This window comes from Mesorhizobium sp. CC13 (assembly GCF_039907765.1).
GTDB lineage: Bacteria > Pseudomonadota > Alphaproteobacteria > Rhizobiales > Rhizobiaceae > Aminobacter.
The window spans coordinates 241,852-257,348 of sequence record NZ_JARDJI010000002.1 but is presented as its reverse complement, the minus strand read 5'-3'; the positions used below and the strand labels follow the sequence as shown (position 1 = coordinate 257,348).

General features: G+C 65.7%; 20 protein-coding genes and 1 riboswitch. Of the genes, 5 read left to right on the top strand and 15 right to left on the bottom strand.

The window, feature by feature from the left end; genetic code table 11:
• From PV773_RS04310 to PV773_RS04280, 7 genes are read right to left on the bottom strand one after another with little or no spacing between them, the layout of a single operon-like run.
• Complete coding sequence (locus tag PV773_RS04310; RefSeq protein WP_347965154.1) at window positions 1–588, bottom strand: NAD(P)H-dependent oxidoreductase; 588 nt, start codon at window positions 586–588, stop codon at window positions 1–3.
• The gene (locus tag PV773_RS04305) at window positions 588–1,169 is read right to left on the bottom strand and encodes an NAD(P)H-dependent oxidoreductase (protein WP_347965153.1); all 582 of its coding nucleotides are present in this window, start codon (window positions 1,167–1,169) and stop codon (window positions 588–590) included. The genes PV773_RS04310 and PV773_RS04305 overlap by 1 nt, the downstream gene beginning before the upstream one ends.
• Before the next feature lie 8 nt (window positions 1,170–1,177).
• Entirely contained in the window at window positions 1,178–2,575 is a 1,398-nt protein-coding gene (locus PV773_RS04300; protein WP_347965152.1) for an FAD-binding oxidoreductase, read from the bottom strand.
• Between the two features lie 4 nt (window positions 2,576–2,579).
• Window positions 2,580–3,872 carry a cytosine deaminase gene (locus tag PV773_RS04295; RefSeq protein WP_347965151.1) on the bottom strand — a complete coding sequence of 431 codons (1,293 nt, stop codon included), beginning with the start codon at window positions 3,870–3,872 and terminating at the stop codon, window positions 2,580–2,582.
• Window positions 3,873–3,874: 2 nt separating this feature from the next.
• Entirely contained in the window at window positions 3,875–4,726 is an 852-nt protein-coding gene (locus tag PV773_RS04290) for an ABC transporter permease (protein ID WP_347965150.1), read from the bottom strand.
• Window positions 4,713–5,537 (bottom strand): ABC transporter ATP-binding protein, encoded by an 825-nt coding sequence (locus PV773_RS04285; RefSeq protein ID WP_347965149.1) that lies wholly within the window; start codon window positions 5,535–5,537, stop codon window positions 4,713–4,715. Before PV773_RS04285 ends, PV773_RS04290 begins: the two co-directional genes overlap by 14 nt.
• A 13-nt stretch (window positions 5,538–5,550) precedes the next feature.
• Window positions 5,551–6,555, bottom strand: a complete 1,005-nt coding sequence (locus PV773_RS04280; protein WP_347965148.1) for an ABC transporter substrate-binding protein — start codon at window positions 6,553–6,555, stop codon at window positions 5,551–5,553.
• Window positions 6,556–6,816: 261 nt separating this feature from the next.
• Between PV773_RS04280 and PV773_RS04275 the strand changes: the two genes are divergently transcribed.
• Both PV773_RS04275 and PV773_RS04270 read left to right on the top strand, forming a co-directional pair.
• Window positions 6,817–7,200, top strand: coding sequence for a RidA family protein (locus PV773_RS04275; RefSeq protein ID WP_347965147.1), 384 nt, complete (start codon window positions 6,817–6,819; stop codon window positions 7,198–7,200).
• 60 nt (window positions 7,201–7,260) lie between these two features.
• Window positions 7,261–8,058, top strand: a complete 798-nt coding sequence (locus tag PV773_RS04270) for a creatininase family protein (RefSeq protein ID WP_347965146.1) — start codon at window positions 7,261–7,263, stop codon at window positions 8,056–8,058.
• Here the strand turns inward: PV773_RS04270 and PV773_RS04265 are convergent.
• Entirely contained in the window at window positions 8,055–8,570 is a 516-nt protein-coding gene (locus tag PV773_RS04265; RefSeq protein WP_347965145.1) for a tyrosine phosphatase family protein, read from the bottom strand. The two genes, PV773_RS04270 and PV773_RS04265, sit on opposite strands and share 4 nt — an antisense overlap.
• Window positions 8,567–9,613 carry a threonine-phosphate decarboxylase CobD gene (gene cobD, locus PV773_RS04260; RefSeq protein WP_347965144.1) on the bottom strand — a complete coding sequence of 349 codons (1,047 nt, stop codon included), beginning with the start codon at window positions 9,611–9,613 and terminating at the stop codon, window positions 8,567–8,569. The genes PV773_RS04265 and cobD overlap by 4 nt, the downstream gene beginning before the upstream one ends.
• Here cobD and cbiB point away from each other — a divergent pair.
• Window positions 9,612–10,577 carry an adenosylcobinamide-phosphate synthase CbiB gene (cbiB, locus tag PV773_RS04255; RefSeq protein WP_347965143.1) on the top strand — a complete coding sequence of 322 codons (966 nt, stop codon included), beginning with the start codon at window positions 9,612–9,614 and terminating at the stop codon, window positions 10,575–10,577. The genes cobD and cbiB overlap by 2 nt on opposite strands.
• Window positions 10,578–10,591: 14 nt before the next feature.
• On the opposite strand, the gene cobO is transcribed toward cbiB, so the two are convergent.
• The 6 genes from cobO to PV773_RS04225 form a co-directional block, all read right to left on the bottom strand.
• A complete protein-coding gene (cobO, locus tag PV773_RS04250; protein ID WP_347965142.1) occupies window positions 10,592–11,209 on the bottom strand; it encodes a cob(I)yrinic acid a,c-diamide adenosyltransferase in 618 nt (205 codons plus the stop codon).
• A gap of 1 nt (window position 11,210) precedes the next feature.
• Complete coding sequence (gene cobU / locus PV773_RS04245; RefSeq protein ID WP_347965141.1) at window positions 11,211–11,720, bottom strand: bifunctional adenosylcobinamide kinase/adenosylcobinamide-phosphate guanylyltransferase; 510 nt, start codon at window positions 11,718–11,720, stop codon at window positions 11,211–11,213.
• Window positions 11,713–12,477: a CbtA family protein gene (locus tag PV773_RS04240; protein WP_347965140.1), complete on the bottom strand. Its 765-nt coding sequence runs from the start codon at window positions 12,475–12,477 to the stop codon at window positions 11,713–11,715. Before PV773_RS04240 ends, cobU begins: the two co-directional genes overlap by 8 nt.
• Before the next feature lie 15 nt (window positions 12,478–12,492).
• The gene (locus PV773_RS04235) at window positions 12,493–12,672 is read right to left on the bottom strand and encodes a CbtB-domain containing protein (protein ID WP_347965139.1); all 180 of its coding nucleotides are present in this window, start codon (window positions 12,670–12,672) and stop codon (window positions 12,493–12,495) included.
• Between the two features lie 35 nt (window positions 12,673–12,707).
• A riboswitch (cobalamin riboswitch) is annotated at window positions 12,708–12,902 on the bottom strand.
• A gap of 67 nt (window positions 12,903–12,969) precedes the next feature.
• Window positions 12,970–13,659, bottom strand: a complete 690-nt coding sequence (locus tag PV773_RS04230) for a gamma-glutamylcyclotransferase (protein ID WP_347965138.1) — start codon at window positions 13,657–13,659, stop codon at window positions 12,970–12,972.
• A gap of 63 nt (window positions 13,660–13,722) precedes the next feature.
• Complete coding sequence (locus PV773_RS04225) at window positions 13,723–13,932, bottom strand: hypothetical protein (RefSeq protein ID WP_347965137.1); 210 nt, start codon at window positions 13,930–13,932, stop codon at window positions 13,723–13,725.
• A gap of 89 nt (window positions 13,933–14,021) precedes the next feature.
• On the opposite strand from PV773_RS04225, the gene PV773_RS04220 reads away from it, so the two are divergent.
• Together PV773_RS04220 and PV773_RS04215 are read left to right on the top strand one after the other, a co-directional pair.
• On the top strand, window positions 14,022–15,020 hold the full coding sequence (locus PV773_RS04220) for a DUF1624 domain-containing protein (protein ID WP_347965136.1): 999 nt from the start codon (window positions 14,022–14,024) through the stop codon (window positions 15,018–15,020).
• Window positions 15,017–15,493 carry an isoprenylcysteine carboxylmethyltransferase family protein gene (locus PV773_RS04215; RefSeq protein WP_347965135.1) on the top strand — a complete coding sequence of 159 codons (477 nt, stop codon included), beginning with the start codon at window positions 15,017–15,019 and terminating at the stop codon, window positions 15,491–15,493. Before PV773_RS04220 ends, PV773_RS04215 begins: the two co-directional genes overlap by 4 nt.
• The last annotated feature ends 4 nt before the right edge of the window (window positions 15,494–15,497 follow it).

Below are 15,497 nucleotides of genomic sequence, written 5' to 3'. Positions count from 1 at the left end.
TCAGAAGGCCGTGAGCTTCCGCTTCACGTGGTCGAGGAAGGCGCCGCGCGATTCCGGCGTCGAGCTGTCCATCAGGTAGTGCGCCATGAAAAGCGTACGGCAGCGCCTCGCGCACAGGGCCCTGATGCCGCGCAGGATCGTCTTTCGCCCCGGATGGCCGACGAGATGCGACCACAGCCGCGGCGCGCCGCAGGTCGTCACGACCGCGATCTTGGAGATATTGGTCATCAGTGGCCTGATCGCCCCCTTGCCCTTGGGCAGTTCGAAGGCCACGTCGGTCGCCCAGACGCGATCGAGCCAGCCCTTGAGCATCGCCGGCAACCCGTACCACCAGGTCGGGTAGATGAAGACGATTTCCTCCGCCCACTTGATGTGGTCGATATGGACCTGCAGCACCGGATCGATCGGGGCGCGGTCGTTGTACAACCGCCGCTCGTCGCAGCGCATCACCGGATCGAAGTTCTCGGCATAGAGGTCCAGCAGCCGCGCCTCGCACCCCTTGGCCCTGATCGCCTCCAGCGCGGTCTCGCAGACCGCGGCGCAGAAACTGTCGGGCACCGGATGGCAATAGACGATCAGCACCCGCATCAGAACCGGTCCATCCTGCCAGCCACCTTGCGCATGAAGGCCTTGCGCGTCCTGTCGGTCGAGAGATTCAGTGAGTACTGCGCCAGGTAGCTTACCGGCGCACCCGGACGGACGTTGGCGCGCAGGACCCGCCCGACGAGCTTCCGCGGCGGATCGCCCATCAGCATGGCGCGCAACCGGCTGCCGCCATAGGTCGCGACCGCCACGACCTTGCGGATGTTGTGCAGCATCGGCACCACCATGCCGTCGACAAGCCTGAACGACACCCCTGGCAGGAACACGCGATCGAAGAATCCCTTCAACATGGCCGGATAGCCATAGTTCCAGACCGGGAAGCACAGCACCAGCCCCTCTGCGCTGCGCAGGCGCCGGACATAGGACGCAACCGCATCGCCGTCCGACCTCGCCTCGTGGTAACCGAGCCGTTCGGCCCGCGTCAGCCGCGGATCGAAATCCTCGGCATAGAGATCGCAATCGTCCACTTCGTGCCCGGCTGCCTCGAGCCGCTGCACGATGAGCCTGTGAAGCTCCGCATTGAAGCTCGTCTCGACGGGATGGGCATAGAGCACGAGGATCTTCATCGCGCAGTTCAGCTTGCCTTCTGCAAGCCCTTGAAGAGAAAAGTCTTGCCGCTTCGGTAATCGTAGTTCGGGTTTTCCCAGGCGATCATCTTTCCGGGATTGAGCAGCCCGCTCGGGTCGGCCTCGCGCTTGAAGGCGAGCTGGACGTCGTCCGTCTGCTTCATGCCGCCCTCCTCCAGCGTGAAACGATGCGGGTTGAAGATGGGGCAGCCATTGTCCTCGTGCAGACGGATGATCTCGTCGAGCCGCTCTTCGGTGGTGAACTTCACCAGCGGCAGGCCGAAACAGGTGATGTTGCCGTCGAAGCGGACGAATTCGAGGTGTGAGAAGACCTCGCCGGGGAACATCGCGTCCATCTTCTCCACCAGCGCCAGGTGGTTCGGGAACGGATAGAGCGACTGCAGGTAGGTGATCGACGGATCGACCCGCAGGGCCCTGAGCGTCGTGTGGTTCCAGGCCAGCTCATAGGCCGGCGGCAGGCCCTTGGTGTCCTCGGTGGTCGCCGCGTTGAACACCACCTCGCCGCCCTCGCGGCGGGTGAAGGCGAGGAACGCATCCAGCGAATGCGGTGCCACCATGACCACGCAGATGCTCTGGTCCTCGCGCAGGAAGCGCTGGTGGCGCTTGAAATAGGCGAATGGGACGGGTGCTGCGATCGGCGTGGCCAGCTTGGTCAGGATACCGTCCTGGCAGGCCAGCGCATTGCCGTAGCGGGCGGCGGCCATGAAGCTGTCGAAACCGACGATTACGTCCACCCAGTCGTAGGAAGCGGTCAGCGGCATCTCGACCTCTGTGATGATGCCGTTGGTGCCGTAGGCGTGGGTGACCTTGTGCAGCGCCTCACCGGTCAGTTCGAGGACCTTCGGCTCCGCCTCCATGGTCACGACGCGCAGCCGGAGCACGTTGCCGAAATCGCGCAGGCCGCCGAAATTGATCGAGCCGACGCCGCCCGAGCCGCCGGCGATGAAGCCGCCAATCGAGGCGGTGTTGTAGGTCGATGGGTGAAGCCTGAGTTCCTGGCCGGAATGGGCACGCGTGGAGCGGTCGATGTCGGCCAGCACCGCCCCCGGCTCGCAGACGACCCGGCCAGGCGCAATCGCCGGCACCCGGTTCATCTCGGCGAGGCTGAGCACCACGCCGCCCGAAAGCGGCATCGCCTGGCCGTAGTTGCCCGTGCCGGTGCCGCGCGGCGTGACCGGCACGCCATGCCTGTAGCAGGCGGCGAGCGTGCGGATGACCTCGGCCTCGTTCTTCGGCGAAACGACCATGTCGCCGGTGACATGGTCGAGCTGGCGCTTCAGCACCGGGCTGTACCAGTAGAAGTCGCGGCTCTTCTGCTGCACGATCTTCTCGTTGTCATCGATCTTCACCCCGTCGAGATCGCGCTTAAGCCCGGCAAGGTCCATCGTCTCACCCCATCAGATCGTCGAGTTCGGAATAGTCGGGCAGTGCTGCATCGATCGGCTGTCCGTCGCGCACGACGATCCGGTCCGACTCCGGCCGCGACAAAAGCTCGGTCCAGTTGCGGCCCTTGAAGATGATGAAGTCGGCCGGACCGCCCGCCGCGAGCACGCCCGCGCCGTCGAGCCGCATCACCTGAGCAGGGGTAGCGGTAACCGCCCTCGGCCAGTCGGCCACCGGGTGGTCGAAATGCAGGATGCGCGTCGCCATGCGATAGACCTCGAGCATGTCGAGATCGCCATAGGCGTAGAAGGGATCGCGCACATTGTCGGAGGCGACGCTCACCGGAATGCCGCGCGCCTTCATCTCGTGCAACAGCGTCACGCCGCGCCAGCGCGGCGTCGTCGCGTCGTGCCGCCGGTCCTGCAGGTAGAGATTGCACATCGGTAGCGAAACGACGGCAATCCCGGCCTTGGCGACCTTGTCCAGCGTACCGAGAACCTCCTCGCCCGGCTGGCGCGCCAGCGAACAGCAATGCCCGACGAGGATCTTGCCCTCGAAGCGATGCCGATGCGCGGCCTCGGCGATCCTGCGCAGCGACACAGCACCGACGTCGTCCGTCTCGTCGGCATGGAAGTCGAGGTCGAGGCCGTGTTCGGATGCAGCCCGGAACATGACGTCGAGCAACTCGTCGAGGTCGGGCATCATGTATGTCACCGCGCCCAGCACGCCATGTGCCCCGGCGACGCGCCGCGCCATGCCGGCGAACCAGCCGCGGTCGCGCACCGCCTCGATGCCGAACAGGCAGGCGGCCTGCAACTCGATGCGGCCGCGCCAGCGTTCGCGCATCGCCTCGAAGACCGGCCAGGAAATTTCTTCCTGCGGCGCCACGCTGTCGAGATGCGTGCGCATCGCCTTGGTGCCATGCGCGTAGGCAGTGCGCAGCGAGAAATCCATGCGGCGCGCCACGTCCTCGGCGCTCCAACGCGCCGCGCGGTCGGCCCCAGTCGCGGCCAGTGCGCCCATGAACGAGCCGTCGGGATTGGGCTGGCGCGGCCAGATATGCCCCTTGTCGATGTGGGTGTGGCAATCGACGAAACAAGGCAGGACGATGCGGCCATGGAGGCCGAACCCGCCCGCAACGTTCGTCGCCGCTCCGATGCGGGCGATCCTGCCGTCCGCCACCTCGATGTCGACCAGCGCAAATCCGTCGCCGTCCGCCGCCAGGGAAAGGCCGGGCGCGAGCGACGAATGGATGCGCGCGCTGGACAGACGGTAGGTCCTGGAATTCGGAAAGGTCACGGCTAGCGCTCCTGCTTGAGCGCGCTTTCGTGCCAGCGCCGCAGGATGAGATGGGAAACCAGCGACAGCATGAGGAAGATCAGGATACCTGTCACCGAGATGAGGATAAGAGCCGCAAAGAGTCGCGGCGCGTTGAGCCGGTAGCCGGCCTCGATGATGCGCGAGGCGAGCCCCGAGGACTGGCCGGAGGCGCCGGCAACGAATTCGGCAACCACCGCACCGATCAGCGAGAGGCCGCCTGCGATCTTCAGGCCGCCGAGGAAATAGGGCATCGCCGCCGGCAGGCGCAGGTGCCACAGCTGCTGCCAGCGTGTCGCGCCGTTCATCTTGAACAGATCGCGCAGGTTGCGGTCGACCGAATTGAGGCCGAGCGTCGTGTTCGACAAGATCGGGAAGAACGCCACGATCCAGGCACAGAGGAGCAGCTTGGCCGTCTGGTTGTCGACATAGATGTTGATGAGCGGAAAGATCGCCACGATCGGAGTCACCTGCAGCACGACCGCGAAGGGGAAGAGCGACATCTCCACCCATTTCGACTGGGCGAACAGCACCGCCAGCCCCACGCCGCCGACGACGGCGAGCAGCAGGCTCAGGAAGGTGATCCGCAGTGTCACCAGCAGCGACGAAAACAACAGCGGCGCGTCCTTGAAGAGCGTGTCCAGTACCACGCCCGGCCGCGGCAGGATGTATTGCGGGATCCCGTTCCAGACGCAGATGCGGTCCCACAGCCAGATGGCGAGCACCATGATCGCCAGCGGCAAAAGCCACTTGCCCAGGCGCTCCAGCCGCTCGGCGCGGACACGCCGCGCCTCCTCCGGGTCGAGCACGGCCCCCGCCTGGTCAATGATCGTCATGGCTCGCCCCAACCGTGGAATGGATCGCCGAGGAAAGCACGGCGGACGCGCGCCGGCAAAGTGCTGCGTAGTCGGTAGAGGTTCGGAACGTCTCGTCCCGGGGATAGGGCGCATCGACCGCGAACTCCTCGAACACCCGCCCCGGCCGCGCCGCCATCACCACGATCCGATTCGCCAGGAACACGCTCTCGAACACGCTGTGGGTGACGAAGACCACGGTGAAGCGCTCGTCCTGCCAAAGCTCCAGCAGGTCGTTGTTGAGGCGGAAGCGGGTGATCTCGTCGAGCGCGGCAAACGGCTCGTCCATGAGCAGCAGCCGCGGCTTGGTGACCAGACCGCGCGCGATCGAGACGCGCATCTTCATGCCGCCCGACAGTTCGCGCGGCACCGCCGTCTCGAAGCCGGAGAGGTGGACACGCTCCAGCATCTCCATCACCGCCGGTCGCGCCGCTTCCCGCGACACGCCCCTGAGCCGCAGCGGCAGCCAGACATTGTCGAACACGCTTGCCCAAGGCAGCAGCGTCGGCTCCTGGAAGACGAAGCCGACGCAGTCGCTTCCGAGGGCCTTGTGCCAGTCGAGCGCGCCCGAACTCGGGGAGGACAGCCCGGCGATGATGCGCAGGGCCGTCGACTTGCCGCAGCCGGACGGTCCGAGCAGGCTGACGAAGTCGCCTTCCCGGATCGTCAGGTTGACGTCGCGCAATGCGACGACGCCGTTCGAGAAGCTTTTCCCGACGCCGCGCAGGACGAGCAGCGGATTGCCGCCCTCCACTGCCCCGGTTCTTGCGATGCTGGTCTGCTGGGGCATCATGTTTCGGCTGGTTTCACTTCTTGAGGTCGATGCCGACACCCTTGTTGACGAAGTCGAGTGTATAGGCCTTCGTGATGTCGATCCCGTCGGGGATGACCTTGGCCTTCACCATCTTGTCGTAGAAGCTCTTGACCCGCTCGTCGGTCATGGCGCCGATGCCGAGCTTCTCCGTGTCGCCCGAATCGACGATGCCGTACTTCTTCATCTGCTCGATGGAGAAGCCGATCTGCTCGTCGGTGATGTCCGGGTTATCCTTCTTGATCATCTCGTTGGCGGCCTTGTTGTCGCCGTAGAGATAATTGTACCAGCCCTTGGCCGAGCCATCGACGAAGCACTGCACCACCTGCGGGCGCTCGTCGATCGTCTTCTGCATCGCTTCGATCGTCGTGGCGTAGGTATCGAAACCGTAGTCCGCCAACAAGAAGACGTTGGGCTTGAAGCCGCCTTCCTTCTCCACTGCAAAGGGCTCGGAGGTCACATACCCCTGCTGGATCGACTTCGGGTTGGCGATGAAGGGTGCGGGATTGAAGGTGTAGGGCACGCGCTTGGAGACGTCGAAGCCGTGATCGGTCGCCATCCACAGCAGGAAGCTCTGGGCGCCTTCGTCGCCGATGATGTACTGCTCGGCCTTCGGCAGATCCTCCCACTTGTCCAATCCCTGGCCGGGCTGCGACATCACCACCTGCGGCTCCTTCTGGAACGACGCCGCGACGATGCGGAGCGGGATGTTCTGCTGCACGGCGTCGAACGCCTGGAGCAGGTTGCCGCCCATGTAGAAATCGATCTTGCCGGCGAGCAGCAGCGGACGTCCGCTCACCTGCGGCCCACCCTGGGCGATCGTCACGTCGAGGCCGCAGGCCGCATAGGTGCCGTCGGCAACGGCCTGGTAGTAGCCGCCATGCTCGGCCTGAGCGAGCCAGTTGGTCATGAAGGTGACCTTCTCGGCCGCCGCGGCGCCGAGCGAGGCAGCGACAAGCACCGCCGCCGCCCCTGCCGACACTTTCAGAAATACGCTCATAAGCACCACCCTCCGTTAGCCCCTGCCGACCGCGCCGGGGTCAAGACCGCAACGTTGCTTCAAGCAAGGCACGTGCCAATGTCGCTCCGCGCCGGCTGCAATGGGATTGGCTTCGACTGCGCGGAAAGGCCGGATGGTTCATGCCTTCGGAACGGCACAGTGCCCATTTTTCGGGCGCCTGTCCATGACGCGCCGATCGGAGCAGGGTATCTTGAAACGAAGGTGGTGACGGCTTTAGGTTCCACTTGAATGGAGAGCCCTATGTTGAGATTTCTGCTGCCCAAATCGATCAAGGCGCCATTCGCGCGCTACAGCCACGGCGTCGAGGTTCCGGCGGGCAAGCGGCTCGTGCTGTGCTCAGGCCAGCTCGGCATCGGACCCGACGACACGGTGCCCGAGGACGCCGGCGCCCAGGCCGAGCTCTGCTTCCGCAACATCTCCGCGATTCTCGGCGAGGCGAGCCTGACGCTCAACGACGTCGTGCGCATCAATGCCTACGTCACGGACCGGATCCACATGCGGCCCTACATGGACGCGCGCGACAGGCTGTTCTCCGACCCCGCCCCGGCTTCGACGCTGATGATCGTGTCCGGCTTCACGCGGCCGGAATTCAAGGTGGAAATCGAGGTGATCGCTGCCGGCTGATTGCGCCGGCAGCGCCCAGGACGTAGATCGGCAGCAAGCACCGGAGAAGAGGATCGGACGATGGCGGGAAAGAGAAGATGGTGGGGCGACTACAGGACCACCGAATATGCATCGATCGATCCCGAGAACACCATAGCGGTGCTTCCGGTCGCGGCGATCGAACAGCACGGACCGCATCTGCCCGTCTCGACCGACACGACCATCATGGCCGGCATGCTCGACGAAGTGATCGCGCGCCTGCCCGACGAGCTCGACGTGCGTTTCCTGCCCATCCAGGCGGTCGGCAAGTCGAATGAACATGTCCATGCGCCGGGCACCCTCACCCTGCCGCCGTCGACCCTGATCGACGCCTGGACCGAACTTGGCATCTCCATCGCACGCGCCGGCATCCGCAAGTTCGTGATCGTCAATTCGCATGGCGGCAACGAGGAGATCATGGGCATCGTCACGCGCGAACTGCGCGTGCGCTTCGACATGCTCGCGGTCAAGACGAGCTGGCAGCGTTTCGGCCGGCCGGCCGGCATGTATCCCGAACTGGAGGACCGACACGGCATCCACGGCGGTGACGTCGAGACCTCGCTGATGCTGCATTTCCGGCCCGACCTTGTCGAAATGAGCAAGGCGGAGAATTTCATCTCCAACGTCGCGCGTGCCGAAGAGGCGTTCGAACTGCTGCGCCAGACCGGTACCCATGCCTACGCCTGGGTCGCCTCCGACCTCAACCCGCACGGCGTGGTCGGCAATGCCGCGATCGCCACGGCCGAAAAGGGCCGGCTGACGGCCGAGCACCAGGCCGAGGGCTTCGTCCGGCTCATGCACGACATCCGCAAGGCCAAGCTTTCCGACTGGCTGGCCTAAATCTCCAGACCGAAGGGCACGCCCTCGAAGCAGTCCACGCCACGGCCGATTGCGCCGACCGCGGCGATCATCCGGCCATTGCGGCAGAGGACCTGGTCGGCGACCGCGATCAGCCGCGGATTGGGCGTGGCGGTGGGCGATAGGCGCCGCAGGCTTGCCGCCAGTTCCTCCTCGTCGCGCGAAGGCGCAAGTGCTGCCGCGATGATGTAGGCCGAGGCCGTCGACCGGCTGACGCCGGCATAGCAGTTGATCGCCAGCGGCCGCGCGCGGTTCCAGCTTTCCGCAAATTCCAGAAGCCGGCGCACATGGACCTCGCCGGGCAGCGTCATGCCGTCCTGCTCGGCAGCGATGTCATGCATGTTCAAGAGCAGGTGATCCTCGGCGCGGAGCGATCCCGGCCGCGTCATCTCGGTGCCGGCGGAGAGCAGGGAGATCAGTCGCCCGGCGCCAACGCGAAGGACGGTTTCATCCACTTTCGACAGCGGGCAGACATGGATCGTCGAATTGCTCATCTGCGCATCGCCTGCCGGTCTTGAGCCCAGTCGCCCAGCGCCACCTCGAGCCGCCGCCACTCGACCTCATGCCCGGGCAAGCCGCAGCGCAGTTGCGTCGGCCGGTCGGCGAAGGCGCGCACGAGAATGCCCTCGCGGCCGAGCGCCCGGAACAGCCCGGCGGCGTCGGCGATGTCGACATGGCGGAACAGCGAGGTACCGCCCGTGGTGATCACGCCGGCGCGCGCGAACGCCTGGTCGAGCCGATGCGCGGCCTGGGCGAGCATCGCACGCATATACGTCTGCCAGGCGCCGTCGGAAAGCGCCTTGATGCCGTACTCCAGCGCGGGAATCGCCACGGACCAGGGACCAAGCTCTTCCTCGAGCCGTTCGGCGATCGAGCCATGAGCAATCGCGAAGCCGAGCCTTATTCCCGCAAGGCCATAGAACTTCCCGAAGGAACGCAGGACGACGATGCCACCCTGGTCGACATTGCCGGCAAGGCTTTCGGCGCCTGGGCCGACATCCATGAAGGCCTCGTCGACCACGAGCAACCCGCCCTTCGCCCGCATCTTCTCCCCAAGGCCGAGCAGTTCCAGGCGCGAGATCACCCGCCCGTCGGGATTGTTGGGGTTGACGACGACGGCGAGATTGGCATCCGCAAGGCGCGCAAAGTCGCGGACCTCGGCCACCTCGTGACCGGCGATCGCGGCCGCACGAGCGTGTTCCTGGTAGGTCGGGCCGAGCACGAAGGCGCGGCCAGGCCGCACCAGCGACGCGATGCGCGGCAAAAGGATCTGCGTGCCCGGCGCCGGAACAACGTTGGCTGCCGACGGCGCGCCGTAGGCTGTCGCCGCCACAGCCGCGAGGTCGCGCGCCCTTCCAGGCTCCGGCAGGCGCGACAAGGCTGTGGCGGGCAGTTCGAAAAGCGGATAGGAGTGCGGATTGATCCCGGTCGAAAGGTCGACGAACGGCTCGGGCGCTCCCGGAAACAGCGCCCTCGCCCGCTCCAGGCTGCCGCCGTGATCGACCGTCCCAGTCCTACGTCCTGCAAGAAGCGTCATGTCTTTTCCGCTTGCCTTCCTGTCGCTTCTGGTTGAACTCGGCTTCGGCTATCCGGACCGGCTTGTGCGCAAGATCGGCCATCCGGTCATCTGGATCGGACAGCTGATATCCTTTCTCGACAAGAGCCTCAACCGCGCCACCGATACCGACGCCATGCGCCGCATCTGGGGCGTGGCCGCCCTCGTCGTCATCGTCGCCGTTCCCGCCGCCACGGCATTCGCCATCGAGCGCCTGTTCGGCCTCCTGCCCTTCGGCATTCTCTTGACGGCGATCGCAGCGAGCAGCCTCGTTGCCCAGCGCAGCCTCGGCATCCACGTCCGCGCCGTGGCCGACGCGCTCGACAGCGGCGGTCTTGCCGCCGGCCGCAAGGCCGTGTCCCAGATTGTCGGACGCGACCCCGAACGGCTCGACGAGGCCGGTGTCAGCCGCGCCGCCATCGAAAGCCTGGCCGAGAACTTTTCCGACGGCATCACCGCCCCGGCCTTCTGGCTGGCCGTCCTCGGCTTTGCCGGCGGTGCCGCCTACAAGGCCGCCAACACCGCCGATTCGATGATCGGCCACCGCACCAAGCGCCACGAGGCCTTCGGTTGGGCGGCCGCCCGCTTCGACGACCTCATCAACCTGCCAGCCTCGCGCTTGACGGCGCTCGCAATCGTGCTCGCCGCCTTCCTAGTGCCCGGCGCCGACCCCAAGGCCGCCTGGCACGCGGTCTGGCGCGATGCGAAGCAGCACCGTTCGCCCAATGCCGGCTGGCCCGAGGCCGCCATGGCGGGCGCGCTCGGCCTGGCGCTCGCCGGCCCGCGCAGCTATGGCGGCGTGATGGTCGACGACACCATCATGGGCGCCGGCGGCCGACGCGACGCCAACGCCTCCGACATCCGTGCCGCCTTGCGTCTCTATTGGACGGCCGATGCCATTCTAGTCGGCGCGATCGGAGCGGTCGGATTGGCCATGTGGTTCTGAAGCGGCCCTGCCGCTCAGAACTCGATCCCCTTCTGCGCCTTCACGCCCGCCGAAAAATGGTGCTTGGTGGCGCCCATTTCGGTGACGAGATCGGCCGCCTCCACCAGCGCCGGCTTGGCGTTGCGGCCTGTGACCACGACATGCAGGCCCTCGCGCCGGCCCTTGAGCGCGGCAACCACGGCGTCCAGGTCGAGATAGTCGTAGCGAAGCGCGATGTTGAGCTCGTCGAGCACGACGAGCGAAATGCTCGGATCGGCGAGCAGCTCCTGCGCCTTCGACCATGCCGCCTCGGCAGCGGCGATGTCGCGCTTGATGTCTTGGGTCTCCCAGGTGAAACCCTCGCCCATCGTGTGCCAGACGACACGGTCGCCGAATGCCGCGAAAGCGTCCTGCTCGCCCGAATGCCAGGCGCCCTTGATGAACTGCACCACGCCGACGCGGTGGCCGTAGCCGAGCATGCGCAGCGCCAGCCCGAAGGCCGCCGTCGACTTGCCCTTGCCGGGGCCGGTGTTGACGATCAAAAGGCCCTTCTCGACGATGGTCTTGCCTGCCACCTCGGCATCTTGCACGGCCTTGCGCTTGGCCATCTTGGCGCGGTGCCGCTCGGCTTCCTGGTCGTCGATGGTCTTCATGTCACTTCACCTTCATCGGCAGGCCGGCGACCATGAACAGCACCTCGTCGGCGCCTGCCGCCACCTGTTGATTGAGCCGTCCGGCCGCATCGCGGAAACGGCGGCCAAGCGCATTGTCCGGCACGATGCCGAGCCCGACCTCGTTGGCGACGACGAACCACGGGCCGCGCGGCCGCGCCAGAAGCCCGGCAAGGCTCGAACTCTCGGCTTCGACATCATGGTCCGCGAGCATGTGGTTGGAAAGCCAGAGTGTCAGGCAATCGACCAGCACCGGCACGCCGTCCGGGACGCTGCCGAGCGCGCCGGTGAGATCCAGCGGCGCATCGATCGTATGCCATCCCGCACCGCGCCGGGCGCGATGGATATCGATGCGCTCGCGCATCTCCTCGTCATAGGCTTGCGCCGTGGCGATGTAGGTCCACGGCGCAGGATGCTGGGTCACGAGGCGCTCGGCGTGCGCGCTCTTTCCGGAACGCGCCCCACCGAGCAGGAAAGTCAGCTTCTCAGGCAAGATGCCCGCGCATCGCTTCGCCGCGCTCACCCATGAAGCGGCCGCGCACGAAGCCTGCGACGGCACCGAGGACGACCCAGAACACGAGGTTCGATATCGTGGTGGCGACGACGAAGCTGCGATGCAGGTCCACCGGGATCGGCGTCTCGTGGCTCGCCGGCTGCGGTGCGCCGACGACATGCGGCGCGACGATCAGTGCGACGCCCAGGATGGCGAGCGGCAGCGACTTGCGGAACGCGATGAGCGCAAGGCCCGCGGCGGTGGCGAGCACCGTGAGCGTCCACCAGACCTGGCGGTCGCCTAGGTCGGCCGCCGGCATCGCCGGCAGTTCCGGCGGCAGTCCCAGGCCGGGCGCGAGCGTGAACACGGCGAATCCGGCAAAGCCCCAGAACACGCCCTGGCGCCAGTTGGCGATGCCGCCGGCAAACTCGGAGGCCGCGACCAGGATCAGCGCGAAGGCCACGCCGCTCACCACGTTGGCGAGCGCCGTATAGGCGAAACGTTCGAAACCGTCGGCCGGCGCCCAGGCCTCCGCCTCGGGCTCCTGCGGTGCCGCTGCCTGAGCGTCGGCGGCCGGGGCGGACATTTCGGTCCCGGCGGCCGGCGCCGTGAGATGGTCATGACCGCCGGCGTTCTCGTAGGTCTCTGCCTTGAAGATCAGCGGATCGGTCGAATAGGTCTGGAGCGCGGCCAGGATCACGCCGGCGAATAGGCCGCTGATCGCCGCGATGAACACGACGTTGCGAAACACGGACATATCGAAGAACTTCCGTTAGTGGCAGGGGAACGCCATCGAGTGGCGATAATCGTGGGCCGCGTTGTGCACCACTTCCATCTGCGAGAAGCCGAGGATCCCGACGAAGAACAGTCCGAGCAGCGCCGCCATGGCAAGCTGCATGTTGCGCGACTGGGCAGAAACGCCGGCGCCGATCGCGGAAGAAACAGTCGTCATTTCGATGTCCTTTCGCCCTCCACCCGAGGGCACAGAGTTCATTTCCCGTCGCCGGCAGGTCTCCTGGCTTGCGGATCGACACCCTTCCCCGCCTTCCCGAAGCAAGCTTCAGTGGCCCTTGGGGAGAGCTAACCGCACACAGTTGCGGGGGCAGCCGCGGCTTCGGGCAAAAAACGCCCTCACCGCATTCCCTCTTGATTCCAAACGGAACCGACGACGGCATCGACTATAGAAACAAAACCCGGAAGCGGCAAACCAAATTCCGACGCCGGGCGGCGCGAATGCGGCGTCGGCCAATCAGGCCCTCGCCGCGATCCGCTCGGCGACCAGATGCTGCAGGCGCCACAGATGCCGGTCATGGATCGCCCGCTGCTCGAGGTTTTTCACGACGTTGTAGAGATAGTCCGCCGCCGAGCCCCAATGTCCGCAGCTCGTGGCGATGCGTTCCACCACGTCGTCCTCGGATATGCCGCCGGCATAGGCGCGCCCCCTGCGGTTGGCGACGAAGCCTAGCGCGACCAGCGGCCCTCCCTCCGTGGAGAGATTCAGCCAGCGCGGCGTGTAGGTCGACGGCTTGAGCGTCATCTCGCGTCGGAACAGCTTGTCCAACTGCTGACGGCGGTCGCCATCCATGAGCCGCAGCGCCACCCCCTTGCACTGGCCGCCCCTATCCATGGCCATCATGAGCCCGGGCTGGGTCTTGGTGGCCCGCCAGCGGGTCATGTTCACGCAAAATGAGCGATGCCAGCCGCGCGCCAGCGCCACCTTCTCCTCGGTGTGCTCCACCTCCGGCTTCCAGATCAGCGACCCGTAGGCGAAGAGCCACAGCGGCCCGTCGTCGGGACGGGCGCCCAAGGTCTCCTCGATCATCCTGGCATAATCGTCTTCGTCGAGATGCTGGGCGTCAGGGTCCGGCCCCTCGTCGAATACGTCGCGATGGCAGCGCGCCACCAATTCTTCCGTCAGCGACATAATGCGCCCCGTCATGGTCACCTCTCGCTTCACCCGGTATTCAATCCCTTCCCGAGAGAAATCAAAATCGCACAGCCGTCAGTGCCCGCTCGGCAATGTCGAGATGGCGGCCATTTTCATCGTCTGACGAGCCGAATTCGAACACCGCCACGCATCTGCCAGCACTACGTGACGGTAGCCGAATGCCAGCGCCTCGGATACCAGCTCCAGGCAGGCGTCGCCCTGCACTATCCGGGTGCTGCGTCCGATGGCCGCGATCGATGCGCCATTCGCAGAAACTTTGTGCATCGGCCGCAACTCTACTCACTACCGCCTAGTTTAAACCATTATAGTACTGCATTGGCGCAAGAACGCTCCAGACCGCAAAAGTGATATCCATGACGATCCAACTGTCCGCCGACCTGGCTCCGGCCCGTTCGAAACGCATCTCAACAATCGACATCGTCCGCGGTGTCGCCTTCGTCGCCATGGCGATCTACCACTTTGCCTGGGATCTGGAGTTCTTCGGCTACATGGATCCAGGCACGACCGCCTATGGCGGCTGGAAGATATTCGCGCGCTCCATCGCCTCCAGCTTCCTCTTCCTGGTCGGCGTGAGCCTGGTGATGGCCTACACCAAGGGCTTTCACTGGGGCAGGTACTGGCGCCGCCTTGCCATGGTGGCGGCTGCGGCGCTGCTCATCACCGTGGCGACATGGTTCGCCATGCCGAACACGTTCATCTTCTTCGGCATCCTGCATCAGATCACGCTCGCCAGCGTACTCGGACTCGCCTTCCTGCGCCTGCCGCCCCTGCTGACCCTGGTCGTCGCCGTGCTGGTCATCGCCGCGCCCCAGTTCCTGCGCGCGGATATCTTCAACCACCCGGCGCTGTGGTGGGTCGGCCTGTCGACCGTCGTCCCCCGCTCGAACGACTACGTGCCGCTATTTCCGTGGTTCGGCGCGGTCCTGGCAGGCATCGGCGTCGCCGGGCTTGCCCAAAGGGCCGGCCTGTTCGAGAAGCTCGCGGCGATTCAGGCAGGCGCCTGGTCGCGGCCGCTGACCTTCGTTGGCCGCCACGGCCTCGCCGCCTATCTCATCCACCAGCCGGTGCTGATCTCGCTGGTCTGGGCCTTTGCGCAGTTTTTCCCCGCACAGGTCGAAACCCGGGAGGTGACGTTCCTCAGTTCCTGCCAGCTGTCCTGCGAGCAGACCCGCGACACCGAATTCTGCGCGCGCTACTGTGCATGCGTGCTCGATGACCTGCAGAGGGACGATTCGTTCGATCGCTTCTATGCCGGTGAGCAGAGCGCGGCGCTGACGACACGCGTGCGTGAGACGACGGCCATGTGCACCGCGCGCTCGGACAGCGAAATGCAGAATGGAGGAGTGCAATGACAGATCGTTCCGCCGCCCCCAACAAGGTGCCGTGGCCGCCGATCATCTATCTTGCAGCGATCGCGGTCGCGATCCTGCTCGAGGTCTTTCTCCCGCTCCCGTGGATCACCGAGCCGCTTTCCGATATTCTGTTCGCCGCCGGCGGCCTTGCGGTGGTGGCAGTCATAGCGATCGAGATTTCGGCGATGCGCGCGCTCAAGCGCGGTAACACGACCATCAGGCCGGACAGGGCTTCCGACCATCTGGTCACCGACGGCGCCTTCGCCCTGACGCGCAATCCGATCTATTTCGGCAATACCCTGATGATGATCGGCATCGGCCTGATCGCAGGCAGCATCTGGTTCATCGCCCTGGCCCTGATCGCGGCCTTCGCGACGCAGAAACTCGCCATCGAGCGCGAGGAAAAGCACCTCCAGACCCGCTTCGGCAAGAAATACATCGACTACACGAAAAGGGTCAGGCGCTGGATCTGACCGC